The organism is Bradyrhizobium sp. JYMT SZCCT0180, from assembly GCF_018130165.1.
Lineage (GTDB): Bacteria > Pseudomonadota > Alphaproteobacteria > Rhizobiales > Xanthobacteraceae > Bradyrhizobium.
Window position 1 is genome coordinate 127,715 of the sequence record NZ_JAFCLZ010000009.1, and the last position, 24,239, is coordinate 151,953.

Sequence of the window (24,239 nt, forward strand, 5' to 3'; positions counted from 1 at the left end):
ATGGGACAATGACGGGTTCGACACGATCGAGCGATGGGCTCGATGACCGCCGCAAGCGGCTTTTGTTTCGCTGCTGGCATCGCGGCACCCGTGAGATGGATCTCATCCTGGGGCGCTTTGCCGATGCCGAGATCGCTGATCTGTCTGATGCCGACATGGCCGAACTGGAACGGCTGCTCGAGGTGCCCGATCCCGATCTCTATGCCGCGCTGACGGGCGAAAAGCCGCTCGATCCCGAATACGCCAGCCCGCTGTTCGATCGCATCAAGGCGCGTCGCGCCGTGGACCACGACGCATGAAGTCACCTGTGAAATCTCCTGCCGCGCTATTGGCCCCGGGCCGGGCGCTGACCTTTGCCAATGTCGCCGAGGGCGCGGAAGGGCTGGTTGTCGCCGATCTCGCACGCGCGGTCGCCGCCAAGCCGAAGCCGCCGGCGGTGAGCCTTGCGGTGGTGTGCCGTGACGGTCCCCGCATGCAGCAATTGGCGCGTGCGCTGGAGTTCTTCGCGCCCGATTTGCCGGTCATGCAGTTTCCGGCCTGGGACTGCCAGCCCTATGACCGCGTGTCGCCGCATGGCGGCGTCCTGGCGCAGCGCCTGACCACGCTGGCGCGGCTGTCGCGGCTTGCCGGCAGCGACAAGCCACTGATCGTGCTGACCACGGTGAACGCCATCGTTCAGCGCGTTCCGGCGCGCGAGGTGGTGGCGGCGCAGGCGCTGTCGGTGGCGCCCGGCCACGTCGTGCCGATGGACTCCATCGTCGCCTGGCTGGAGCATAATGGCTACAACCGGTCCTCGACGGTGCGCGAGCCCGGCGAATACGCCGTGCGCGGCGGCATTCTCGACCTGTTTCCGGCCGGGCTCGACCAGCCGGTGCGGTTCGATTTCTTCGGCGACAGTTTGGAATCGATCCGCACGTTCGACGCCGAAACCCAGCGCACGCTGCTCGACATGCGCGCGCTCGACCTGGTGCCGGTGTCGGAATTCCAACTGGTCACCGAAACCATCCGCCGCTTTCGCATGGGCTATGTCGCGACCTTCGGCGCGCCGCAGCGCGACGATCTGCTCTATGAAGCCGTCAGCGAAGGCCGCCGCCATCCCGGCATGGAGCACTGGCTGCCGCTGTTCCAGGAGCGAATGGACACGCTGTTCGACTATCTCGACGGCGCTCCGGTCGCGATCGAACCGCAGGGCGAGGACGCGGCGCGGGAACGCTTCAAGCAGATCGCGGACTATTACGAAGCAAGGCGCGAGGCGCTGGAGCATCCCGGCGGCGGCGCGATCTACAAGCCTTTGCCGCCCGACCGGCTCTATCTGAGCGAAGTGGAGTGGGCGACACGATTGGAGGAAGCCGCGCTGGCGCGGCTGACGCCGTTCGCGGTGCCCGACGGCAGTTCTGACGTGTTCGATGCCGGCGCACGGCAGGGGCGCAACTTTACGCCGGAGCGCGCCGATAGCTCCGTTAACGTGTTCGAAGCCGTTGTGGCGCACGTGCTGGCGTTGCAGGCGCAGCGCAAGAAGGTCGTGATCACGCTGTGGAGCGAGGGCTCGCGCGACCGCATGGGCAGCATGCTGCGTGACCACAAGCTGCTCAACCTCACCAGCGTCAACACCTGGCGAACGGTGCAGGCGACCCCGCGCAACGAGGCGATGCTGGCGGTGGTCGGCATGGAATCCGGTTTCGAGACCGACGACGTAGCCGTCATCAGCGAACAGGACATTCTCGGCGACCGCCTGGTGCGGCCGCGCAAGGCGAGCCGCAAGCTCGACAATTTCATCTCGGAAGTCACGAGTCTGGCCGCCGGCGATCTCGTGGTTCATGTCGAGCACGGCATTGGCCGCTTCATCGGGCTGCAGACGCTGGAAGTCTCCGGCGCGCCGCATGACTGCCTCGAGCTGCATTACGCCGCCGAAACCAAACTGTTCCTCCCCGTCGAAAACATCGAGCTGCTGTCGCGCTACGGCTCCGACCACGCCAATGTCGAACTGGACAGGTTGGGCGGCGGCGGCTGGCAGGCGCGAAAAGCAAAACTCAAGAACCGCATCCGCGAGATTGCGGGCGAACTGATCAAGATCGCGGCCGAGCGCCATCTGCACGAAGCGCCGAAAATGCCGGTGCAGGCCCATGTCTATGACGAGTTCTGCGCACGCTTCCCCTATGAAGAGACCGAGGACCAGCTTGGCGCCATCACGTCCACGCTGAAAGACCTCGAAAGCGGCCGTCCGATGGACCGCCTGATCTGCGGCGACGTCGGCTTCGGCAAGACCGAGGTGGCGCTGCGCGCCGCCTTTGCGGTCGCGCTCGACGGCAAGCAGGTCGCCGTGGTGGTGCCGACCACGCTGCTGGCGCGGCAGCACAGCAAGACCTTTACCGAGCGTTTTCGTGGCTTCCCGGTCAATGTCGCACAGGCCTCGCGGCTGGTGGCGGCGAAGGAACTGACGCAAGTCAAGAAGGGGCTGTCGGAAGGCAATGTCGACATTGTGGTCGGCACCCATGCGCTGCTCGGCAAGGCGATCAAGTTCAGGGATCTCGGCCTCCTGATCGTCGACGAGGAACAACACTTCGGCGTCAGCCACAAGGAACGGCTGAAGCAATTGCGCGCGCAGGTCCATGTGCTGACGCTGAGCGCGACGCCGATTCCCCGTACGCTGCAACTGGCGCTGACCGGCGTGCGCGACCTCTCGATCATCGCCTCGCCGCCGGTCGATCGCCTCGCGGTACGCACCTTCGTGGCGCCGCATGATCCGCTGATGATCCGCGAGGCGCTGCTGCGTGAACGCTACCGCGGCGGGCAGGCGTTTTATGTGGTGCCTCGCATCGAGGATCTCGCGAGCGTAAAAGACTTCCTCGACAAGACCGTGCCGGAGATGAAAGTCGCTGTCGCCCATGGTCAGATGCCGCCGACCGTGATCGAAGACATCATGTCGGCGTTCTACGACGGCAAATACGACGTCCTGCTCTCGACCACGATCGTCGAGTCCGGGCTCGACATTCCCTCGGCCAATACGCTGATCGTGCACCGCGCCGACATGTTTGGCCTGGCGCAGCTCTATCAGCTGCGCGGCCGGGTGGGGCGCTCGAAACTGCGCGCCTATGCACTGTTCACGCTGCCGGCGCAGCAGAAGATCACCGGACAGGCCGAGCGGCGGCTCAAGGTGCTGCAGTCGCTGGAGACACTGGGCGCCGGCTTCCAGCTCGCGTCGCACGACCTCGACATCCGCGGCGCCGGCAACCTGCTCGGCGAGGAACAGTCCGGCCACATCAAGGAAGTCGGCTTCGAGCTTTATCAATCGATGCTGGAAGAGGCGATCCTCAACCTCAAGGCCGGTGTGGTCGAGCCCGCGGCCGACCGCTGGTCACCGCAGATCACCATCGGCATGCCCGTGCTGATCCCGGAGGATTACGTCAACGACCTCGCGGTACGGCTGTCGCTGTACCGCCGGCTCGCCGATCTTGAGACCGACGAGGAGATCGACAATTTCGCCGCCGAAATGCGCGACCGTTTCGGCGTGCTGCCGGACGAGGTGCGCTATCTGTTCAAGGTCGCCGCGATCAAGGCCTATTGCCGAAGGGCCAATGTCGAGAAGGTCGATGCCGGACCGAAGGGCGCCGTCATCAGCTTCCGCGACAACAAGTTCGCGCAGCCGGACCGGCTGGTGTTCTTCATCCGCCAGCACGGCCAGGCCGCCAAGGTGCGGCCCGACATGAAGGTGGTGTTCCTGCAGGTATGGAAGACGCCGGAAGAACGGCTGATGGGCACGACGGAGATCTTGCGGCAGCTCGCCAATCTCGCGGAGAACAAGAAGGCGGCGTAGCGTTTCGATCGTGTCCCGGACGCGGCGCAGCGTGCAACGCTGCTCCGCAGAGCCGGGACCCACATCCGCCCCGTGCCAGTCATGTGGACCCCGGTTCTGCAACGCATCGCCATAGCGCGTCGAAGACGCGCGTGAACGCGCTTTTGATGCTGCATTGCGCCCGGGGAACGCAACAGCCGAAGAACATTCACGACGCGGCGCGATGCGCCTCTTCGCCGAGGCGCGCGAGCAGCGCCTTCGCGGAATCCTTCGAGTCCAGCGTCGCGACCGTTACGGTTGGTTCTGCGCGCGTGTCGCGCTTGCCATGGCTGGTGTGGCGCATCACGCTGGAGAGCCGCCGCGCGATCGTATGTGCGGTCTTGAGGTCGGTCTCGGCGAAGGCGACCACGACCGATCCGTCATCGCAAACGGCGCCAAAATCCATCTGCCGCATCAGGCGGCTGATGATCCGCGCGCCGTCGAACTGGGCGCGGGGATGGGCGGGATCGAAGGCGAAGCGCGCGACCGACAGGCCGCCGCCGCGTTGCTGGGTCTGGTAGACGGCGCTGGCGAAGTCGCGCTCGAAGGCTGATGGCGTAAGCAGGCCGGTGCGGGCGTCGATCAAACCCTCGGCGTCGATCGAGCGCAGGGTCCGGCTCAGATGCGCTTCGAAGGCATGCTGGCGGATCAGCGGCAACGCGGTCGCCACCATTTGTGCGGGCTCGCCCAAGAGGATTTCGAGGTTCGGCAATTCATAGGCCGGCAACAGATCGCCTGACGTCACCACCACCGGCAGATGGCGGAAGCGGGCGTCTTCCGCCAGCACGGTCAGGAAAGCATCGACCACGCGCGGGCTAAAGCCTTCGCTGAGCACGATGCCGTCGATGTCGCGGGTATTGAGATGTTTCGCCGCAGCCTCGATGCTCAGGGCGCCGACCACGCCGGTTTGCTCGCCGAGCGAGACCGACAGCGTGGGGTAGGCGCCGCCGCGGCCAACCAGCAGCACCGTGGCGTCCCGGAAGGTGTCGATGTCCGAGAGCGCGATCCGGGTGGCCGGCACCAGCCGGCGCATCACGGTCGCGTGCAGCGAGCGGACACGCAGCGCCGCGCGCAGGCGCGCGACGAGGCGGCTGGAATCTCCGAGTTCTTGTGAATTTTGGCTCTGGAAAAACGGAATGGCGTTTTCAGGCAACGTTCCCTGCGGATCGACCGCGATCAGCGGCAGGTAAGGTTGGTGGGCGGCGATCGGCGCGGCCAATGCGGCAAGAGTGGTCGGATCTACGTCGGACGTGGCGGCCAATACCGCGGCCGGCTGCATCTGTTCGACCGCGCGCACCGCATCCGCCCATTCGGCCTCGACGACCGGAAACAGCTTTGCGACATCGAGCGCTGCGGCAAACGACGGCCGCCTTGCGGTCGATACGACGAGGATCGGGCCTTGCTGGGACATCTGACAACTCGGATCAAGCGCGCGACGTATGAGAGCGCGATCCTAGTTTGCCGGGCTTAATGTGGCGTCAACGCAAGCCGCCAGATTGCGTTCAGGTGGAGTTGGCTCGGTCGCGAAACGCTTCGACCATCAACGGGTTAAGCCCGAGTTCCGTCAGAGCGTCGCGGGCGCGGGCGTTGTCCTGGGCGCGGCCGGCGAGCCGATGGCCGCTAAGGCGATCCGGCAATGCCGTGAGCAGCGCGCCTTGTCCGAGCCGCCGGGCCCATTCCTGCAGATCCTGCGCCAGGAAGCGGTAGCCGCCGACCGCCATGATGCCGGACGGCGGCGCTGTTATGTTGATGGCGCCGGTCGAGCGGTCGAGCCGCGCGGAATAATCGGTGTCGACGTAATCGCGCGGCGGGGCCGCGATCAGCGAGTCGCTGGGTGGCGGCGGCGGCGCGTAGGCCGCGACCGGGATCATCGGTCCGCGCAGTCCCAGGGTACCCCGCGGCGTCAGCAGGATGTCGCCCGCGATCGAGGAGCCCGGCAGTTCGCGCGGCGCGCCGTGCGGTCCTGACTTGATCAGGGCCGGCGAACCGTCGTCCGAAATCCTGCGCGCCCCGAACAAACCGACTTCGCCGAACAGATAGACGTCGGTCAGCGTTGCCTGCTGGGCCGACCAGGACGCGCTCGACATCACCTGTTCCGGCGCGCGCCACAAGCCGATGACGTTGCGCAGGGAGGGCAGGCTGCCCGCGAGGTCGAGTTCGTCCAGCCGCAGCGCCAGTTGGGCCGGGGCAATCAGCGTGTCGCAGGCATGCTCGTTGACCTGCTGCTCCATCACTTCTTCGTCGAAGGGATGGTGCAACACCAGCGTTCCGCCCGACAGCAGCCACACCGTCAGCGTCGATGCGAGGCCGGCAAACGACATCGGCGAAAACGCCGACAGGATCGTGGCGCCCTGCGGCACGTCGCTTTCGAGCGAGACCGATAGCCCTCCGGCGATCAGGCCGAGGTGGGCGCGCGGCACGGGCCGGAAACCGTCCGAGGTCAGATCGAACGAGATCAGCGCCGCCTTGCGGCCATCCTGGATCACCGCGCGCGCCGTTGTCGATTCCCGAAGGATCGCGTTGTCAAGCGAGGCCATCCCTTCCGGCAAATCGGTGCCGAAGCCGCAGACATGGCGGATCGAAAACGCTTCGGCCGCGGCATTCATGGCCAGATCCGAATAGACGATGCCATCGACCTTGCTTGTGGTGACGATCGCGCGCGCCGCGGTGCGGTTGAGCGCCATGGTCAGTTCCGACTGCCGCCACAGCAAGGGCAGCACAGCGACCACCAGTCCGGCGCGATAGGCGGCCAGAATTGTCAGCGCGAATTCGATAGTATTCGGCAGCTGAACGGCGACGACGGAGTTGGCGGGCAATCCGGATTCGATGAAATGCGCAGCCAGCGCGGAAATGGCGCGGTCGGCCTGCGCGTAGGTGAGACGCTTCGGCGTCTGCCCGGTGACGCGCTGCTTGTTCGGCGGATCGACCAGCGCCATAGCATCCGGCTGCCGTGCCAGCGACCGCTTGAACAACGTATCGAGCGTGGGCGAAGCGGCTGGCTGGGTCACGGCGTCACATCGATGGCTTGCGTCATTTGGTTTGCGCGTCCGGTCTGTGCCACCACGTTTCCGGCAGGTAGCCCGTCAAAGCGATGGTTGAAGGCCGTTCTACCCGATTCCATCGCGCGATCCATTGCTCGGCGACGTTAAACAACGGGATAGCGTAGAAGCCCGACATCAGGGTCCGGTCCAGCGCGCGCACCGCCGAGACGAATTCCGGCCGCTCGCGGGCCTCCAGCAGCGCCGCGATCAGGGCGTCGATCGCCGGATCCTTTGCGCCCATGTAGTTCCTTGTGCCGGATATATCGGCGGCCTGGCTGCCCCAATAGAACGACTGCTCGTTGCCGGGTGACAGCGACTGGTCCCAGCGGTTCTGCAGCATGTCGAACTCGTAGCCGAGCCGGCGCTGGTCGAATTGCACCGGATCGACCGCGCGCACGCTGGCCTCGATGCCGGCGCGTTTGAGGTCTCTGGCGTAGGCCAGCGCGATCCGTTCCTGGTCGCGCGTCGTGACCAGGATCTCGAAGGTGAGGGGTGTTTTGGTCGCGCGCTGGCGCAGCACGGTGCCGTCGAGCACGTAGCCGGCCTCGGACAGCAGAGCGAGGGCGGCCCGCAGCGCCGCGCGGTCGCGGCCCGAACCGTCTGACATGGGCAGGCGGAAGCTGCCGTCGAGAATGTCAGGCGGAATATGCGCGAGGTACGGCTTCAACAGTTCGCGCTCGCGCGCATCGGCGGCGCGGCCATAGGCTGACAATTCCGACCCGGCGAAGAAGCCTCCGGCACGCGTATAGAGGCCGAAGAAGTAGTTGCGGTTGATCCATTCGAAATCGAACAGCAGCGTCAGCGCGCGCCGCACGCGGACGTCGGAAAACAGCGGACGGCGGGTGTTGAACACCAAATACTCCGACGGCTGCGGCATCCCCGGCTTGATGGTGTCGCGGATCAGCTCGCCGCTGCGGGCGGCCGGGAAATCATAGCCGTCGTGCCAGCGCAGCGGCTCGGCCTCATTGCGGAAATCGTACAGACCGCGCTTGAAGGCCTCGAACTGGCCGTTGGACTCGCGGTAGTAATCGAACCGTATCTCGTCGAAGTTCCACAGGCCCCGGTTCGCCGGCAGGTCACGGCCCCAATAGTCGGGATTGCGCGTCAGCGTGACGCTGGCGCCGGGTCGCACCGCAGTGACGCGGTAGGGACCGGAACCGACCGGTCCCGTCATCGTGGTTTCTTCAAAGGTTTCGGGATCGACGGCATGGCGCGGCAATATCGGCATCAGGCCGAGGATCAGCGGCAGTTCGCGGTCGGGCGCGCCGCCGAAATCGAACCTGACGGTGAGCGGGTCGGGCGCCTCGGCCTTGGCGACCTTGGCGTAATACTGGCGGTGGTTGGGGCGGCCGCGGTCGCGCAGCAGCGCCCAGGAAAACAGCACGTCGTCGGCCACGACCGGCTTGCCATCCGAGAACCGCGCCCGGGGATCGAGATGGAACGTGACATAGCTTCTGACGTCGTCGGTCTCGACGCTCCTGGCGAGCAGGCCGTAGAGCGTGAAGGCCTCGTCATTGCCGCGGCTCATCAGGCTCTCGACGACAAAGCCCCTGATCTGCTGCAGGGCGAGGCCCCGGACGATGAACGGATTGAGGCTGTCGAAGGTGCCAAGCAGACCCCAGACCAGCCGGCCGCCCTTCGGCGCATCCGGATTGGCGTAGGGCATGTGGGCAAAATCGGCGGGCAGGGCCGGCGCGCCATGCATGGAGATGGCATGGCTTTCACCGGCGCGGGCCCTGCCCGCGAGCGCCATCGGCACCAGGCCGAGCGCCAGCACAACGCTGGCGAGAATACCAAGCCGGATACGTCCAAAGGCTAACATCGGCACGCGCGGATTTGATTCGGAATGACACACCAGCGAGCTTTACCATAGGCCTTGACCATAGGCCTTGGTGTCCACCGGGACCGCAGCCAAAGATACTTGTCGGCATTGATCTTTTCGTCTGCCGCTGTATTGAAGGCGTGCAATTGGTCAGGGCGTGGCGCTGTCACGTATCCGCCTCAATTGACTAGGAGACAGCCGCCCAAACGGCTAGGTGTCGGTGCCTGCAGCGGTTTCGGGCGCTCCCGTTCAGAAAGGGTTTTCCGCAATGAATTTCCGTATTTTGGCCGTCCGGCCGCGTGGGCGGGTTGCCGCCTTGTTGGCGGCGACGGCATTGTCGGCGCTCGTTGCGAGCGCGCAGGCCCAGACCCCGGCTCCGGCCCCCGGTGCCCCCGCAGCGGCGCCCAAGGAGGCCCCGAAGGCCGCTCCCAAGGCTGCCCCGAAAGCCGCTCCGAAGGCTCAGGCGCCTGCCGCCCCGAACGCCCAGCCGGCCCCGCCGGCCGCTGCCGGCGGCGCTCCCCCCGCAGGCGGTCAGACGCAGGACCAGCAGGTCCAGCTGATCTATGCGCCCTGGACCAAATTCTGCCTCAAGGGGCAGGACGCCGGCGCCAAGCAGGTCTGCTTCACCGGCAAGGACGGGCGCATCGAGTCCGGCCAGCCGGTCATCGCGGCCGTCATCATCGAGCCGGAAGGCGAGCCGAAGAAGATCCTGCGCGTGACGCTGCCGCTCGGCATGCAGCTCGTGCACGGCACCCGCGTCATCGTCGATGCCAATCCCCCGGCGCAGAGCCCCTATGTGATCTGCTTCCAGAATGGTTGCATGTCGGACTACGAAGTGACCCCGGAACTGCTGGCCAACTTGAAGAAGGGCCAGAACCTGGTGGTCCAGGCGATCAACTCCAACGGAGCGCCGCTCACGCTGCCGCTGCCGCTCGCCGAATTCGCCAAGGCCTATGACGGCCCGCCGACCGACCCCAAGGAATTCGAAAAGACCCAGCAGAAGTTGCAGGAAGAGCTGCAGAAGCGGGCTGAAGAAGCTCGCAAGAAGCTCGAGGCCAACCCGCCCGCTGGCGGCGCGCCGGGCAATGCCAATCCGGCGGCCAAGTAACGCCGCTTCGATCGACAAACAAAAAGGCGCCCGGTCCGGGCGCCTTTTTCGTTCAGGGGACGACCAGTCAGTCGTCGTTCCCCAGATGCTGCGCAGTGCCAAAAGCGCGTTTACGCGCGTCTTTGACGCGCTATGGTGATGCGCTGCTGATCCGGGGTCCAGATGGGTCCCCCGATGCGCAATTGCGCATCTGAGCTCTGCGGAGCAGCGTGAAGGACGCTGCACCGCGTCCGGGACACGCGACTAATTCAGCGAGGGATTGCGCGGACGGTAGCCGCCGGACTTGTCCTTGACGAAGATCTCGGCGACCTGCGAATGCCGGATCGGTTCGCCGGACTCGTCGGGCAGCAGGTTCTGCTCGGAGACATAGGCGACGTATTCGGAGTCCGAATTCTCCGCCAGCAGATGATAGAACGGCTGATCCTTGTGCGGCCGAACGTTCTCAGGGATCGACAACCACCATTCCTCGGTATTGTTGAATACCGGATCGATGTCGAAAATCACGCCCCGGAATGAAAACACCCGGTGACGGACGATCTGACCGATCTGGAATTTGGCGGTGCGCGCTTTAATCATATCTCGTCGAATAGACCATGATTGTGGCCGATGCTAGGGGCAAAAGCTTGATTACCTCTCAAGTCCAGCTGGCACATCCGGCGCCAGCACGCGGAAAACGTTGAAGAAAAGACCCCCATTGCATGGCTGATATCCTCAATCTGGCGATTCCCTATTTCGGGGTGATCTTCATCGGCTTTGCCTGCGGCAAGACCAGGGGGCTGCCGGAGGCGGGGCTGGCCTGGATGAATTTCTTCCTGCTCTACGTCTCGCTGCCGGCCCTGATGTTCGGCATCATGGCCAAGACGCCGTTTTCGGAACTCAACAACCCGCCATTCCTGATTGCGACCACGCTCGGGACCGTGATCGCCTTCGTCGCGGCCGTTGTGACGGGCCGGGTCATCGGCGAATTGTCGCTGCGCAAGGCCACTTTGGCCGGGCTGGCCGGCGCCTATGGCAATATCGGCTATATGGGCCCGGGGCTGGCGCTCGCCGTGCTCGGCACCAAGGCGGCGGCGCCGACCGCGCTGATTTTTTGTTGCGACAGCATTTTCCTGTTTTCGATCGTACCTATCCTGATCGCGTTCACCGATCGCGAGCATCGCTCGCTGCTGCACACGCTCGGCATCGTGGTGCGGCAGATCGTGCTCAACCCGCTGATCATGTCGGCCGGCGCCGGCGCGCTTGCCGCGGCGCTGCATTTTCGTCCCCCCGTCGCGATCGACAACACGCTGGTGTTTTTGCAGAACGCCGCGGCACCGACGGCGCTGTTCGTGCTGGGTGTCACCGTCGCGTTGCGCCCGTTCGATCGCGTGCCCTGGGAGGTGCCCGGCGTGATCGCGGTCAAATTGTTGATCCATCCGCTGATCGTGTTCGGTCTGATGCTGCTGTTCGGACCGTTCGCGCAGCCCTGGGCCGCCACCGCGGTCCTGATGGCGTCACTGCCGCCGGCGCTCAACGTGTTCGTGATCGCGCGGCAGAACAACACCTGGATCGAGCCGGCGTCGGTCGCCGTCCTGATCGGCACCTTCGCCTCCGTCGTCACGCTGACCAGCGTGATGTGGTTCATCCAGAGCGGACGGCTGGCGCTGCCTTAACCAGGGCGCGGACTCATCAGCCTGCATTTCCGAGATTGCCCCTAACCGGACATGCCGCAGACATGCCAAATCGACGCGAATGACCCAGCATGGACATGTTCGCTTCGCCTGGGCCTACGACTTGGTCCGGCCGTACCTTGTAAAATGACGAAATGCCAAACATACAATCGCGTGCTTCGATCCTGATCGCAGTAGGTCAGCTACCAAGACCTAATGAATGAGGTGCGATCTGAAGCTTATCAGGATAGTGTTCCCGATCTTCGCTCCCAAGGTCCTTAGCTCATAGCGTGAGCGTTGGAGGCTGCGATGCGGGAGGTTGCGGACTGGCTCAAGGGTCTCGGCCTGGAGCGGTACACGCGCTGCTTCGCTGAGAACGACATCGATCTTTCGATTCTGGGTGACCTGAATGATTCCGATCTCGAAAAGATCGGGGTTGCGTCACTCGGCCATCGCCGCAAGCTTCTCCGCGCTATTGCAGATCTCGCAAATTTAGAGAAACACCCGTCCGCAGCTGCCAGCCTACCAGCCGGCACAGCTGTGGGTGGGCGGCAGCCGGACCTCGCGGAGCGCCGCCAAGTTACTGTGATGTTTTCCGACCTGGTCGGCTCGACGGCGCTTTCCGCGCGCCTGGATCCGGAGGATTTGCGCGAGGTGATTTCCGCGTATCAGAACTGCGTCGCCGAGATCGTGCGGCGCTTCGGCGGCTTCGTCGCGAAGTACATGGGTGACGGCGTGCTCATTTATTTCGGGTATCCGCAGTCGCACGAGGACGACGCTGAGCAAGCTGTGCGGGCGGGCCTAGAGGTGGTTGCGGCAGTGAATGCACTCCAGGCATCCGTTCCACTGCAAACCCGGGTCGGTATTGCGACTGGGCTGGTGGTGGTCGGCGACCTGATTGGATCAGGAGAGGCTCAGGAGCGCAGTATTATCGGCGAGACACCAAACTTCGCTGCGCGCCTGCAAGGGGTCGCAGAGCCTAATATGGTCGTGATCGCCGACAACACGCGAAGGCTTCTCGGCGATCTGTTCGAGCTCGAGGACCTCGGCCTACAAGACCTCAAGGGCATCGTCGGCCCGGCGCGGGCCTGGGCGGCGCTCCGGGAGAGTGCCGTGGAAAGTCGTTTCGAGGCGATGCACGCAACGGGCCTGACCGCTCTGGTCGGACGGGACGAAGAAGGCGAACTGCTGCTTCGGCGCTGGTCCAGAGCAGGGGGCGGCGAAGGCCAGGTCGTGCTGATCTCGGGCGAGGCCGGCATCGGAAAGTCGCGGCTCACGGCCGCATTGCTGGAACGGCTCGCCGGTGAGCCGCACACGCGCCTGCGCTATTTTTGCTCGCCTCAGCACACGGACAACGCGTTTAATCCGATCATCGGTCAGATGGAACGGGCCGCCGGCTTCAGGCACGACGACGCACCGCAGGTGAAGTGCGACAAACTCGACACCCTTCTTGCGCAGGCATCGACGTCGAGCCACGACATTGTGCTGTTTGCCAATATGCTGTCGCTCCCCAACGATGGCCGCTACCCCGCGCTCGGTCTGACCCCCCAGCAACAGCGGCAGAGAACGCTGCAAGCACTCGTTTCTCAGTTGGAGGCTCTGACGCGGCAAAGCCCAGTGCTGATGATCTTCGAGGATGCCCATTGGACCGACCCCACGAGCCTGGAGGTGCTCGGTCTAGTGGTTGAACGTATTCAGGCCCTTCCGGTGCTGCTGATCGTGACATTCCGGCCGGAGTTCGAGCCACCGTGGATCGGGCGGCCTCACGTGACTTCCCTCACCATCAATCGGCTGGCGGAGCGCGAGATCGTCTCCCTGATCGACCGAATCGTCGGCGGCCGGATGCTGCCGGCGGGCATCCGACGGGACATAATCGAGCGCGCCGACGGCATCCCTCTGTTCGTGGAGGAGATGACGAAGGCGGTACTGGAGGCGGAGAGCGAAGGCGAGGCACGGCGGACCGCCGCCGCGGTTCCATCGCCCACCTTGGCGGTGCCTGCAAGCTTGCATGCATCCCTGATGGCGCGGCTCGACCGGCTCGGCGCCGCCAAGGAGGTCGCGCAGAAGGGGGCGGCAATTGGACGCGAATTCTCGTATGCCTTACTGACTGCAGTGACCGGCAAGCCGGACGCGGAGCTCGGATCGGCGCTCGATCGTCTGATTGCGGCCGGTTTGCTGTTCCGGCAGGGCGTGCCGCCGCATGCGACATACCTGTTCAAGCACGCCCTTGTGCAGGACGCGGCCTACGGCACGCTGCTGCGCGAGCCGAGGCGCGCGCTTCACGCCCGCATCGCCAATGCCCTTGAGGGCCAGTTCGCGGACGTCGTGGCAACCCATCCGCAGCTGCTGGCTCATCATTGCACCGAGGCCGGGCTGATCGAGAAGGCCGCGGGCCTGTGGGGCGAGGCGGGGCAACGGTCACTGGCGCGCTCGGCCCTGGTCGAAGGTGCGGCTCAGCTCACACGCGCCATCAACCAGATTACCACCTTACCTACCACGCCCGCGCTGCGCCGTGAACAAATCAAGCTCCAGGTCGCGCTTGCCAATGCGATGATGCACACCAAAGGCTATGCGGCCCCTGAGACAAAGGCTTCTCTCGATCGGGCGCGCCTGTTTATCGAGCGAGCGGAGGCACTCGGAGAGTCTACCGACGACCCATTACTGCTGTTTTCGGTTCTCTATGGCTTCTGGGTTGCGAGTTTTGTGAACTTCAATGGTGATATCTGCTGCGAGCTTGCGCGGCAGTTCCTGGCTCTTGCGGAGAAGCAAGGTGCGACGGTGCCGCTCATGATCGGGCATCGGATCATGGGCAATTCCCTGCTGCTCGCAGGTGACGTCGCAGAGGCCAGGGTGCATTACGATCGGGGAGCCGCACTTTACAATCCAGCCGAGCATCGGCCACTGGCGATGCGGTTTGGACAAGACATCGAAGTGTCAATCTTATCATTTCGGGCGTTGGCCCTGTGGTTGCTTGGTTATCCCGAAGCTGCCCTCGCAGACACACACCGTGCACTCAAGAATGCGCGTGCGATTGGTCAGGCCACTACGCTGATGTTTGCGTTGAGCCACGTGCCTTTGACCTGCATCCAGTGCGGGGATTACGCGGCAGCAATCGCGCAAGCTGATGAAGTTGTTAAGTTGGCGGACGAAAAAGGCACATTACTGTGGAAGGCGGCGGGTACGATCTTTAAGGGTTTCGTCTTTGCGCTGACCGGCAGCGCCCCGAACGCAATCCAAATGATCTCGTGCGGGATCGACGCTACGAGGTGGACGGGCTCAACGCTTTGGATGCCACTGAATCTATCATATCTGGCGCTCGGCCACGCCGAGCTCGGTCAGTTTGACGATGCTTGGCGCTGTATTGGCGATGCGATGAGCGCGTCGGAAACAACGAAGTCCAAGTGGTGCCAGGCTGAAACATATCGAGTCGCCGGCAAAATTGCGCTGATGCTGCCAGCGCCCGATGCAGCGAAAGCCGAAGCGCATTTCGAGCGTGCTCTCGGCGTCGCGCGTGAGCAGCAGGCAAAATCCTGGGAGCTGCGCGCGGCGACAAACATGGCGCGGCTGTGGTGTGATCAGGGGAAACCGCAGCAGGCGCACGATCTTCTCGCGCCGATCTACGGTTGGTTCACCGAGGGCTTTAACACGCTCGACCTCAAACGGGCCAAGGCCTTGCTCGTCGAATCGGGGGAATGCGTTTCAGCTACTTAAACACCGCTACCAGGGAGGGTTCGATGGAATTCCGACGCACATGGATGACAGCAGCCATCATCTTCGGCGGCATCGCTATCGGTTCTGCGACGGCGCAGAAGAGATACGCTCCCGGGGTCAGCGATTACGAGATCAAGATCGGGCAGACCATGCCCTACAGCGGCCCGGTATCAGCGTGGGGTACCATCGGCCGCGCCGAGCTTGCTTATGTTAAGATGATCAATGATCAGGGAGGGGTTAACGGCCGGAAGATAAACTTGATCAGCCTCGATGACGCCTACAGTCCGCCGAAGACGGTCGAACAGACTCGCAGGCTGGTGGAGCAAGACGGCGTCGCGGTCATTTTCGGCGGGCTTGGTACCGCCGCAAATCTGGCCGTGCGCAAATATCTCAACGATCGCCAGGTGCCGCAATTGTTCCTGCTTTCCGGTTCTGAACAGTTTAACGATCCAGAACATTTTCCGTGGTCGATCGGCATCATCCCGACCTATCTACTCGATGGGCAGACGCATGCCAGATACATCCTCGCGCACAGTCCCAATGCCAAGATTGCCATACTCTATCAGAGCGACGACTACGGGAAGGCGCATGTAAAGGGGCTCAAGGATGGACTGGGCGAAAGAGCAAAGCATCTTATTGTCAGCGAACTGTCCTACGAAGTGGGTGCCCCGACAATCGAATCGCAGATGGTGACGCTGAAAGCATCAGGAGCGAACACTCTTTACATTGCCGCCGGGCCAAAATTCGCGGCGCAGGCGATTCGTAAAGCCAACGAACTGGCCTGGAGGCCGCTGCAGTTCCTGACCTACACATCTCAGTCGATCTCGGGAGTTCTCGAGCCAGCCGGACTTGAGAACGCGATCGGAATTTTATCAGCCAGCTTCGCGAAGGATCCGACCGACCCCAGGTGGAAGGACGATCCGGACATGAAGGAATATTTTGAGTGGGTACAGAAATACAATCCGAATACTGATGGGAAAGACACCTTTGTAGCCGCCGGCTATCAATATGCTGCAGCATTGGTCCTTTTGCTAAGACAATGCGGGGATGATCTGTCGCGCGAGAATATCATGCGTCGTGCGACAAGTTTGCACGACTTCACGATACCACTTCTGCTGCCGGGGATAACCCTGAACACAAGCCCTGGCGACTATCAGCCAATCAAACAGCTACGTGAGTCTCGCTTCAACGGGAAGTTTTGGGAAAGTGTAGATGAGGATAAGCACTAACTTTGAACATCTAGTGCCTCTATGGAGGCACCAAGAGAAGCCCCAAGGCGTGCACAGCCTAACCCACGCGCTTCCATGACGGCGCGAGGCCTTCGCGCATGGCGAGCCGCCGCAGCGGGCCGAACGAGCCGAGCAGGTGCAGCCCCGCCGCGCGGAGCGACTGCATGGGGAGGAAGTCGCTGAGCAGCGAACGGTTGGCGAGGTCGATGGCAAACATCCGGCTGGCGACATCGGCGCGGCGGGCGGATTGATAGCGCGCCAGCACCTGCGGCGCGCCCGGATCCTCGCCGAGCGACAGGGCTTGCCCGGCGATATCGGCGATGTCGGCGGCGTCGCGCAATCCCATGTTGAGACCCTGCGCGCCGATCGGCGGTAGCACATGGGCTGACTCGCCGACCAGCGCGACGCGATGGCTGGCGAACTGCTTTGGACTCTCGATCGAGAGTGGAAACAGATTGCGTCCGGGTTCAACCCGAACGCTGCCGAGAATGGAATGCGATTGCTTTTCCGCAGCATCGGACAGTTCGTCGTCGCCGAGCGCCATCAGCCGCTCTGCTTCCTTTGCGTCGGAAACCCACACCACGCTGCTGCGGTTGCCGGGCAGGGGCACGAACACGCACGGCCCGTGCGGGGTATGAAACTCGGTGGAGATATTCTTGTGCGGCCTTGAATGGCTGATGTTGAAGGTCAATGCCGACTGGTGCAGGTCGCGGCGCTTGACGTCGATGCCGGCGGCCTCGCGCGACAAGGACTGCCGCCCGTCGGCGCCGATCACCAACCGCGCCGACAGCGACCCGCCCGCACGGGTGTGGATGGCAACCATCGCATCCTGCGGATCGACCGCTGCCGCCTCATCGTCGAATCGCGTCAGGCCGGACAATTCGGCGGCGCGCTCTTCCAGCGCGGCCATCAGCGTCCGGTTGTCGATATTGTAGCCGAACTGGTCGAGGCCGATTTCCTGCGACGAAAACCGCACTTCCGGCGCCCGGATCAGGCGGCCGGTGTCGTCGACGAGCCGCATGGTCCGTAACGCCGCGGCCTGATCCCGGCAGCGGCGCCAGACATCCAGACGTTCGAGCAGATCGGTGGAGGCGCCCAGCAGTGCCGTGGTGCGGTTGTCGGCATAGGGCACGCGGCGGGCCAGCAAGGCGGTCCTGGCACCGGCCTCCGCCAGCGCGATGGCGGCGGTCAGTCCCGCCGGCCCGCCGCCGATCACAACGGTGTCATAAATTGGCGATGCATCGTTCATATTGGAACAATTGACATTCGCGGCGGCATTTTCAAGTCATTGACCTTCTTAAATGTTTCCACCGATTTGCGCGGCGGAACGCCGCAACCGCCGGTATGCAAATCGGGGCGATTCCTGTTAGCACTGCCGGAGCAATGGACCAGACTCAAGAACCAATAGCATCTCCCGCTACGACGCGAATGCGGACGGCCGCATTCGGCGTCCACCTCTTCACGGCGCTTGGAGCGGGCATCGGCCTGATTGCGATGCTGGAAGCGGTGCGCGAGCACTGGGCCGCCATGTTCGGCTGGCTTGGCGTCGCGCTCATCATCGACGCCATCGACGGTCCGCTCGCGCGCAAATTCGACGTGGTGCGGCTGCAGCCGAACTGGTCCGGGGACGTGCTCGACCTCGTGGTCGATTTCATCACTTACGTGTTCGTTCCGGCCTACGCCATCACCGCAAGCGGCTTGCTGCTGCCGCTGGCGGCGCCGCTGCTCGGCATCGGCATCATGACCTCGAGCGCGCTCTATTTTGCCGACCGCCGCATGAAGGCGGCCGACAACCATTTCCGCGGCTTTCCGGCGGTGTGGAACGTCGCGGCATTCTATCTGTTCCTGCTGCATCCATCGCCGGTGCTTGCCACTCTTGGCGTAGCGGTCCTGATCGCGCTGACCTTCGCGCCGTTCCACGTGTTGCATCCGATCCGCGTCGTGCGTCTGCGCTGGCTGACCCTGTGGCTGCTGGCAGCATGGGCCGTGCTGGCGGCCTACACCATCGCCTGCGACTTCGTCGTGGGCATTCCCATTACCGTCGGACTCTGTGCGATCGCCATCTACGTCGCCGGCAGCGATGCCGTGATCCGCAAACTGAAATCGTTCAAGGCATGATGGAATTACTGACCAGCCCGGAAGCATGGGTGGCGTTGCTGACGTTGACCACGCTCGAAATCGTCCTCGGCATCGACAACGTCATCTTCCTGTCCGTGATCGTCTCAAGGCTTCCGCCGGAGCAGGCCAATCGCGCGCGCCAGATCGGCTTGCTGCTGGCGCTGGTGTTCCGCATCATGTTGCTCAGCGTGCTGGTGTGGTTGATCGGCCTGACGGAACCTGTACTGACCGTGAAAACCGTGACGCTGTCCTGGCGTGACATCATCCTGATCGGCGGCGGCATGTTCCTGATCGCGAAGGCGACGCATGAGATTCACGCCGAAGTGGAGGCGCGCGAGGCCGAGCCCGAGGCCAAGCCGAGCGCGAGCGTGTTCTTCTGGGTGATCATGCAGATCATCGTCGTCGACCTGGTGTTCTCGCTGGATTCGATCATCACCGCGATCGGCATGGCTGAGGATATCGAGATCATGGTCGCGGCCGTCGTGATCGCCTGCTTCATCATGTACGTTTCGTCGGGACCGGTGGCGAAGTTCGTGGCCGATCACCCCACCACCAAGATGCTGGCGCTGGCGTTCCTGGTGCTGATCGGCGTGGCGCTGGTGGCGGACGGATTCAAATTCCACATCCCGCGCGGCTACATCTATTTCGCCATCGTGTTCGCAGCCGCGGTCGAATTGTTCAACGTGCTGGCCCGGCGCAATCGCAAAAAAGTCGTCAAACAGCGGGTTTAGGCCCCCGCGAGTTGACAATACGGCCTTGATGGCTTTCGCTCCGCCACGAGCCGGGGCGCTTGAAGCCGATACCGAGGGAGACAAGGTGATGGTCAAGGCCGTGCGCGTGCACAAGGTAGGGGGTCCGGAAGCCCTGGTGTATGAGGCCGTCGACGTGCCGGCGCCGGGACCGGGCGAGGTCCGCATGCGCCAACACGCCGTCGGCCTGAACTTCATCGACGTGTATTTCCGCACCGGTCTCTACAAGGCGCCAGGGCTGCCATTCATCCCCGGCAATGAGGCCGCGGGCGAAGTGGTGGCGGTCGGTCCTGGCGTCACCAATTTCCATCCCGGCGACCGCGTTGCCTATTATTTTAATCTCGGCGGCTACGCCTCCGAACGCGTGATCCCGGCGGACAAGCTGGTCAAGCTGCCCGACCACATCACCTACGAGCAGGGCGCGGTGCTGATGCTCAAGGGCCTGACGGTCTGGTACCTCCTGCACAAGACCTTCAAGGTCGAGCCCGGGCATCGCGTGCTGATCCACGCGGCCGCCGGCGGCATCGGCCTGCTGGCCTGCCAATGGGCGAAGGCGCTCGGCGCGCATGTGATCGGCACCGTCGGCACCAAGGCGAAAGCCGACCTCGCGCTCGCCAATGGCTGCGACCACGTCATCCTCTACAACGAGGAGGACTTTGTCGCGCGGGTCAAGCAGATCAGCCGCAACGAACTGTGCGACGTCGTCTATGATGGTGTCGGCAAGACCACGTTCCCGGGCTCGCTGTCCTGCCTGCGGCCGCGCGGCCTGTTCGTCAGCTTCGGCAACGCCTCGGGCCCGGTGCCGCCGTTCGCGCTCGCTGAGCTCAACAACCACGGCTCGCTGTTTGCGACGCGGCCAAAACTCAACGATTACGTCAGCACCCGCCGTGACCTGCTGGAGGGCGCCGACACGTTGTTCGCCGCCGTCATCAACGGCAAACTGCACGTTCCGATCAACCACGCCTACGCGCTGAAGGACGTCGCCAAGGCGCATACCGACCTGGAGGGCAGGGCGACGACCGGGGCGATTATTTTGAGGCCGTGATTTTGGCGTAGGGTGGGCAAAGGCGCGTTTGCGCCGTGCCCACCATCTTTCCCAGCGAGACCGTATGGTGGGCACGCTTCGCTTTGCCCACCCTACAAATCTCCGCCTATCACGCCACCATCCGCGCCGCTCCCATCTGGGTCAGCACCGAATCCAGACAATCGATCATCATCGAGATCTCCTCGCGCGTGACGTTGAGCGCCGGCATGAACCGCAGCGCGTCGGGCTGCGGCGAGTTGAGCAGCACGCCTTCCGCAAATGCCTGCGCGACGATCGAGGCGCCGATCGGCAGTTTGAGGTCGAGCGCCAGCAATAGCCCCCGGCCGCGCACGTTGCCGAGACCGTGGCGCGCCGACAGTTTCTGCAATTCGCTTTCCAGAAACAGACCAGTGTCCACCACCGACTTCAGGAAGCCTGATGTTGCGACGTGTTCGAGCACCGCAAGGCCGGCGGCGCACATCAGCGGGTTGCCGTTGAAGGTGCCGCCCTGGTCGCCATGCTCGAAACAGGACGCATATTCGGTCGCCAGCAATGCAGCGAGCGGCACGCCGCCGCCGATGCCCTTGCCGAGCGTCATGATGTCAGGCTCGATCCCGGCATGCTCGTAGTGGAACAGTTTTCCCGACCGGCCCATGCCGGTCTGGATCTCGTCGACGATCAGCAGCAGGCCGCGCTCCTGGGTCAGCGCCCGCAACTCCCTGAGGAATTGATCGGTCGCCGGCCATACGCCGGATTCGCCCTGCATCGGTTCCAGCATGACAGCAACGGTCTTGCTCGAAATCAGCCGCTTGACGGAATCGAGATCGTTGAGCTGCGCCTTGGGAAATCCGGTGACCTTGGGCTCGAACAGCGGCTCAAACGCCTTCTTGCCCGACGCCGACATGGTGGCGAGCGTGCGACCGTGGAAGCCGCCCACAAAGGTGATGATCTCATGCGCGCCGCCCTTGTACAGCGTGCCAAATTTACGCGCGAGCTTGATGGCGCCCTCGTTGGCTTCCGCCCCCGAATTCGCAAAGAACACCTGGTCGAAGCAGCTGTTGGCGACCAGCGCATTGGCGAGCTTGAGGCTGGGCTCGTTGAAGAACGCCGGGCTCGGCGTCAGCAGCAGCTTTGCCTGCGCGGCAATCGCGTCGGCGATGATGGCCGGCGAATGGCCGAGGCAATTGACCGCCCAGCCCTGCATGAAATCGAGATAGCGCTTGCCGCTGTCGTCCCACAGATAGGCGCCTTCGCCCTTGACGAAGACGGTGGACGGCCGCGCGGTGATGTTCATCAATGCGTCGAACGGTTGGGTAGCGTTGGTCATGTCGAACTCCTCGTTGGGTTTGGGTGAAGGGCAGGCTGAAACGCAAGAAGGCCGCACTTTTCGGGTGCGGCCTTCTCGAAAACGTTGCTGAACTAGTTGATCAGCGGTGTCGTCGGACATGGCGCAGCCCATCATCGTCGCTGGAGCGACGACGGAAAGCTGCGCGGCGGATGGTCCGGTTCAATGTCATGGCGCAGGCCCATACAGCCGAATGGCCGGCCGTGTCAAGCGGGAGCCGGGTCATCACTCGATCCCATAGGCGCGGAATTCGTCTGCGATGTCGGCCTTGATGGCCCTGGCGGCGGCCATGTCGCTCTGCGCGCCGCTTTCATCGCCCTTCTTCCGCTTGGCAATTCCGCGGCCGTACAGCGAGTTAGCAAGCTTCGGATCGACGCCGAGCGCAACCGTGAAGCCGTCGATCGCCGCGTCGAATTCGCCGAGCTTGAGGTGGCAGAACGCGCGGCTGTCGAGGGTCGGAGCGTCGCCCGGCCGGTGCCGGAGCGACTCGTCGCAGTCGGCAAGGCCTTCCTGCGCCCGGCCGACAATGGCCCGGGTCAGGCAGCGCGCATTGAGTGCGGCGGCGTATTTCGGATTCCACTGGATGGCCTGGTCAAAGTCGGACAGCGCCCGCGAAAAGTCGTGACGGTCGAGGTGAACAATACCGCGGGCATAGGCGTCGCGATATTCATTCGGTGCCAACCGCAGCGAATGATCGAAGTCGGCGAGCGCGCTGTCGATGTCACCCTTGTCCCTGAACAAGCGTGCCCGGTTGCCATAGGCGGCGGCGTAGTTCGGGTCGAGCTGGATTGACATGTTCAGGTCGGTGAGCGCGCGATCCTTGTCTCCGTGATTTGAATAGGCCGTGCCCCGATTGAAGTAAGCGAGCGCGAATTTCGGGTCGAGCTTGATCGCGTAATTATAGTTGGCCATCGCGAGGGCGAACTCCTTGATGTCGCCATGGGAGTTGCCGCGATTATTGTAGTACCAGGGATCGTTCGATTTGATCCGGATCGCCTGATCATAATTGGCGATGGCCTTTTCCGGTTCACCCTTGTCGCTATAGGTGATCCCGCGGTTGAACCACGCGAATGAATCCTTCGGATTGAGCACGATGGCGCGGTCCAGATCGGCGATCGCCCTGACAACTTCGCCCTTGCGGCGCCAGGCTTCGCCGCGGTTGGTGTAGGCGCCGGCAAGCTTCGGATTGCGCCGGATCAGTTCGCTGAAATCGGCAATGGCGCGGTCGCTGTCGTTCTTGGCGAGGTAGTTGGCGCCACGATTGAGGAAGGCGCCGACGAGGTCTTTTGGCTTGGTACCTTTCGCCGCGATCACGCCGGTGCAGCCGGCGATGATCTGATCAGGAGTGGCCTTGCCACCGCTGAAGCATGAGCTTCGGGCCGTCGCCAGGGGAGACGGTGCCTTCGCGAAAGCCGGCATGGCCGTGAGCACTGCCGACAGACACACCATGGCCTTTACGGCGCCAAGGCCGATCTGAGTGCTCTTGAAATTCGCCATCTTCGATCTCGCGCTGCCCGCTTTGCCAATCTGAAAATTGTTTCCCTTTGTGACCGCAACGGCCGGATCGGTTCATTTCCAGGCTTCGCAATTGAACCGGCTGGATAATGGAGCCGACCAAGGCGGGCCCACCAACCGCACAAGGTCATCCCAGTGTCCGACGACTATTCCTATCCCATCGATATCGAGAGCATTCGCAGGGCATTTCCGCCTGGCACCGAGGTGCCGCCATTGCTGATTGATTTCGCGGGCTGGCTCAAAGGCCGCGATTGGGGCAATGCCGGTTGCTACGAGCTGGTCGGGGACTTTTCCGACAATGCGCCGATCGTCGACGGCAGCCCGCTGCGCGACCAATTCGCGCTGTTTGCGCGGTTGCCGGAAGGCTCGGTCGTCGGCGCCTGGTATGGGGCCGGCGTCAGCGTCGCCAATGCGCCGATCGTGGTGCTGGGCTCCGAGGGCCAATACGAAATCATCGCGGCTTCGCTCGAGGGTTTGCTGGCCAAGATCGCAATCCAGCGATTTGAGGAAGACGTGGTGTGGACCGACTTTACTCCGCACGAAGACGCAGAGGATGAGACGCACGAACTCGCCGGCTGGTTGGCCAAACGTTTCCGTGTGAGGGACCTCAGGAGTTTGACGGAACCGCCGACCGGGTTGCCGGACTTCGGCCAATGGATGGAGAAATGGTGCAGGGATCGCGAGGCGTTTTGGGAAACGCATCCGGCGATGACCAGACTGGCGGACCAGCTGGTTGCGCGCCGGCCACCTGGCAAGACGCCATGGGATCGCACGATTTTCGAGGTCGCGATGGCGGGCCAGCAATATCAGGTGCGCGTGCTGGATCGCGGCCGCCAGCCGATCGAGGAAGCCATCGCGATTGAACCGTTGCTGCGCGGTCTGCGCGACGACATGTGGCGGGCGAAACCCGATCTCGGCCTTTGGTATTCGATGTCGTTTTCGATGGGCGCCGATGGCCGCATCCTGCCGCGCTTCGATTATGAGACGCGTCCGGCGATCAATGACGTTCCCGTCGCAATTGCAGAGGCGCGAGCCGACCTTGTCCGCGCGCCCCGGCCCGAACGATGGGTGCCGGCGTGGCTGTCGACTTGACCAG

General features: G+C 63.6%; 17 protein-coding genes. 10 read left to right on the forward strand and 7 right to left on the reverse strand.

Translation table 11 applies throughout. The features are described from left to right. Positions 1-8: 8 nt before the first annotated feature. Positions 9-299: an FAD assembly factor SdhE gene (locus JQ641_RS15400; protein ID WP_211996795.1), complete on the forward strand. Its 291-nt coding sequence runs from the start codon at positions 9-11 to the stop codon at positions 297-299. After that, positions 296-3,814: a transcription-repair coupling factor gene (mfd, locus tag JQ641_RS15405; RefSeq protein WP_211996796.1), complete on the forward strand. Its 3,519-nt coding sequence runs from the start codon at positions 296-298 to the stop codon at positions 3,812-3,814. Before JQ641_RS15400 ends, mfd begins: the two co-directional genes overlap by 4 nt. 187 nt (positions 3,815-4,001) lie before the next feature. Here the strand turns inward: mfd and JQ641_RS15410 are convergent, their stop codons facing one another. The 3 genes from JQ641_RS15410 to JQ641_RS15420 all read right to left on the reverse strand — a co-directional run bounded on the left by JQ641_RS15410 (position 4,002) and on the right by JQ641_RS15420 (position 8,695). Further along, complete coding sequence (locus tag JQ641_RS15410) at positions 4,002-5,243, reverse strand: GGDEF domain-containing protein (RefSeq protein ID WP_211996797.1); 1,242 nt, start codon at positions 5,241-5,243, stop codon at positions 4,002-4,004. A gap of 91 nt (positions 5,244-5,334) precedes the next feature. After that, complete coding sequence (locus JQ641_RS15415; protein ID WP_211996798.1) at positions 5,335-6,840, reverse strand: AMP-binding protein; 1,506 nt, start codon at positions 6,838-6,840, stop codon at positions 5,335-5,337. 22 nt (positions 6,841-6,862) lie between these two features. Further along, positions 6,863-8,695 (reverse strand): extracellular solute-binding protein, encoded by a 1,833-nt coding sequence (locus JQ641_RS15420; RefSeq protein WP_211996915.1) that lies wholly within the window; start codon positions 8,693-8,695, stop codon positions 6,863-6,865. 268 nt (positions 8,696-8,963) lie between these two features. Here JQ641_RS15420 and JQ641_RS15425 point away from each other — a divergent pair, with 268 nt between their 5' ends. Then, complete coding sequence (locus JQ641_RS15425; RefSeq protein ID WP_211996799.1) at positions 8,964-9,803, forward strand: invasion associated locus B family protein; 840 nt, start codon at positions 8,964-8,966, stop codon at positions 9,801-9,803. A 243-nt stretch (positions 9,804-10,046) separates the two neighbouring features. Here the strand turns inward: JQ641_RS15425 and hspQ are convergent, their stop codons facing one another. Beyond that, a complete protein-coding gene (gene hspQ, locus JQ641_RS15430; protein WP_192736021.1) occupies positions 10,047-10,379 on the reverse strand; it encodes a heat shock protein HspQ in 333 nt (110 codons plus the stop codon). Between the two features lie 122 nt (positions 10,380-10,501). On the opposite strand from hspQ, the gene JQ641_RS15435 reads away from it, so the two are divergent. The 3 genes from JQ641_RS15435 to JQ641_RS15445 all read left to right on the forward strand — a co-directional run bounded on the left by JQ641_RS15435 (position 10,502) and on the right by JQ641_RS15445 (position 16,392). After that, positions 10,502-11,455 (forward strand): AEC family transporter, encoded by a 954-nt coding sequence (locus JQ641_RS15435; protein WP_211996800.1) that lies wholly within the window; start codon positions 10,502-10,504, stop codon positions 11,453-11,455. A gap of 306 nt (positions 11,456-11,761) precedes the next feature. Next, on the forward strand, positions 11,762-15,163 hold the full coding sequence (locus JQ641_RS15440; protein ID WP_211996801.1) for an adenylate/guanylate cyclase domain-containing protein: 3,402 nt from the start codon (positions 11,762-11,764) through the stop codon (positions 15,161-15,163). 23 nt (positions 15,164-15,186) lie between these two features. Continuing rightward, positions 15,187-16,392 carry an ABC transporter substrate-binding protein gene (locus JQ641_RS15445; protein ID WP_211996802.1) on the forward strand — a complete coding sequence of 402 codons (1,206 nt, stop codon included), beginning with the start codon at positions 15,187-15,189 and terminating at the stop codon, positions 16,390-16,392. A gap of 58 nt (positions 16,393-16,450) precedes the next feature. On the opposite strand, the gene JQ641_RS15450 is transcribed toward JQ641_RS15445, so the two are convergent. Beyond that, positions 16,451-17,641: a UbiH/UbiF family hydroxylase gene (locus JQ641_RS15450; protein ID WP_211996803.1), complete on the reverse strand. Its 1,191-nt coding sequence runs from the start codon at positions 17,639-17,641 to the stop codon at positions 16,451-16,453. A gap of 134 nt (positions 17,642-17,775) precedes the next feature. On the opposite strand from JQ641_RS15450, the gene pcsA reads away from it, so the two are divergent. The 3 genes from pcsA to JQ641_RS15465 all read left to right on the forward strand — a co-directional run bounded on the left by pcsA (position 17,776) and on the right by JQ641_RS15465 (position 20,304). Then, positions 17,776-18,510, forward strand: a complete 735-nt coding sequence (gene pcsA, locus JQ641_RS15455; RefSeq protein ID WP_211996804.1) for a phosphatidylcholine synthase — start codon at positions 17,776-17,778, stop codon at positions 18,508-18,510. Beyond that, positions 18,507-19,241, forward strand: a complete 735-nt coding sequence (locus tag JQ641_RS15460) for a TerC family protein (RefSeq protein WP_211996805.1) — start codon at positions 18,507-18,509, stop codon at positions 19,239-19,241. The genes pcsA and JQ641_RS15460 overlap by 4 nt, the downstream gene beginning before the upstream one ends. An 88-nt stretch (positions 19,242-19,329) precedes the next feature. Further along, positions 19,330-20,304 carry a quinone oxidoreductase family protein gene (locus tag JQ641_RS15465; protein ID WP_211996806.1) on the forward strand — a complete coding sequence of 325 codons (975 nt, stop codon included), beginning with the start codon at positions 19,330-19,332 and terminating at the stop codon, positions 20,302-20,304. 109 nt (positions 20,305-20,413) lie between these two features. Here the strand turns inward: JQ641_RS15465 and JQ641_RS15470 are convergent, their stop codons facing one another. Together JQ641_RS15470 and JQ641_RS15475 are read right to left on the reverse strand one after the other, a co-directional pair. Further along, complete coding sequence (locus JQ641_RS15470) at positions 20,414-21,610, reverse strand: acetylornithine transaminase (protein WP_211996807.1); 1,197 nt, start codon at positions 21,608-21,610, stop codon at positions 20,414-20,416. 243 nt (positions 21,611-21,853) lie between these two features. Continuing rightward, the gene (locus JQ641_RS15475) at positions 21,854-23,125 is read right to left on the reverse strand and encodes a tetratricopeptide repeat protein (protein ID WP_211996808.1); all 1,272 of its coding nucleotides are present in this window, start codon (positions 23,123-23,125) and stop codon (positions 21,854-21,856) included. 153 nt (positions 23,126-23,278) lie between these two features. Between JQ641_RS15475 and JQ641_RS15480 the strand changes: the two genes are divergently transcribed. Continuing rightward, a complete protein-coding gene (locus JQ641_RS15480) occupies positions 23,279-24,235 on the forward strand; it encodes a hypothetical protein (protein WP_211996809.1) in 957 nt (318 codons plus the stop codon). Positions 24,236-24,239 lie beyond the last annotated feature (4 nt).

What these genes read in the sequence shown, in the direction of transcription:
- pcsA (WP_211996804.1), top strand. Translation starts at nt 17,776, where the DNA reads ATGGACCAGACTCAAGAACCAATAGCATCTCCCGCTACGACGCGAATG.
- JQ641_RS15470 (WP_211996807.1), bottom strand. Translation starts at nt 21,610, where the DNA reads ATGACCAACGCTACCCAACCGTTCGACGCATTGATGAACATCACCGCG.
- JQ641_RS15440 (WP_211996801.1), top strand. Translation starts at nt 11,762, where the DNA reads ATGCGGGAGGTTGCGGACTGGCTCAAGGGTCTCGGCCTGGAGCGGTAC.
- JQ641_RS15450 (WP_211996803.1), bottom strand. Translation starts at nt 17,641, where the DNA reads ATGAACGATGCATCGCCAATTTATGACACCGTTGTGATCGGCGGCGGG.
- JQ641_RS15435 (WP_211996800.1), top strand. Translation starts at nt 10,502, where the DNA reads ATGGCTGATATCCTCAATCTGGCGATTCCCTATTTCGGGGTGATCTTC.
- JQ641_RS15465 (WP_211996806.1), top strand. Translation starts at nt 19,330, where the DNA reads ATGGTCAAGGCCGTGCGCGTGCACAAGGTAGGGGGTCCGGAAGCCCTG.
- JQ641_RS15425 (WP_211996799.1), top strand. Translation starts at nt 8,964, where the DNA reads ATGAATTTCCGTATTTTGGCCGTCCGGCCGCGTGGGCGGGTTGCCGCC.
- JQ641_RS15445 (WP_211996802.1), top strand. Translation starts at nt 15,187, where the DNA reads ATGGAATTCCGACGCACATGGATGACAGCAGCCATCATCTTCGGCGGC.
- JQ641_RS15410 (WP_211996797.1), bottom strand. Translation starts at nt 5,243, where the DNA reads ATGTCCCAGCAAGGCCCGATCCTCGTCGTATCGACCGCAAGGCGGCCG.
- JQ641_RS15400 (WP_211996795.1), top strand. Translation starts at nt 9, where the DNA reads ATGACGGGTTCGACACGATCGAGCGATGGGCTCGATGACCGCCGCAAG.
- hspQ (WP_192736021.1), bottom strand. Translation starts at nt 10,379, where the DNA reads ATGATTAAAGCGCGCACCGCCAAATTCCAGATCGGTCAGATCGTCCGT.
- JQ641_RS15420 (WP_211996915.1), bottom strand. Translation starts at nt 8,695, where the DNA reads ATGTTAGCCTTTGGACGTATCCGGCTTGGTATTCTCGCCAGCGTTGTG.
- mfd (WP_211996796.1), top strand. Translation starts at nt 296, where the DNA reads ATGAAGTCACCTGTGAAATCTCCTGCCGCGCTATTGGCCCCGGGCCGG.
- JQ641_RS15460 (WP_211996805.1), top strand. Translation starts at nt 18,507, where the DNA reads ATGATGGAATTACTGACCAGCCCGGAAGCATGGGTGGCGTTGCTGACG.
- JQ641_RS15475 (WP_211996808.1), bottom strand. Translation starts at nt 23,125, where the DNA reads ATGGCGAATTTCAAGAGCACTCAGATCGGCCTTGGCGCCGTAAAGGCC.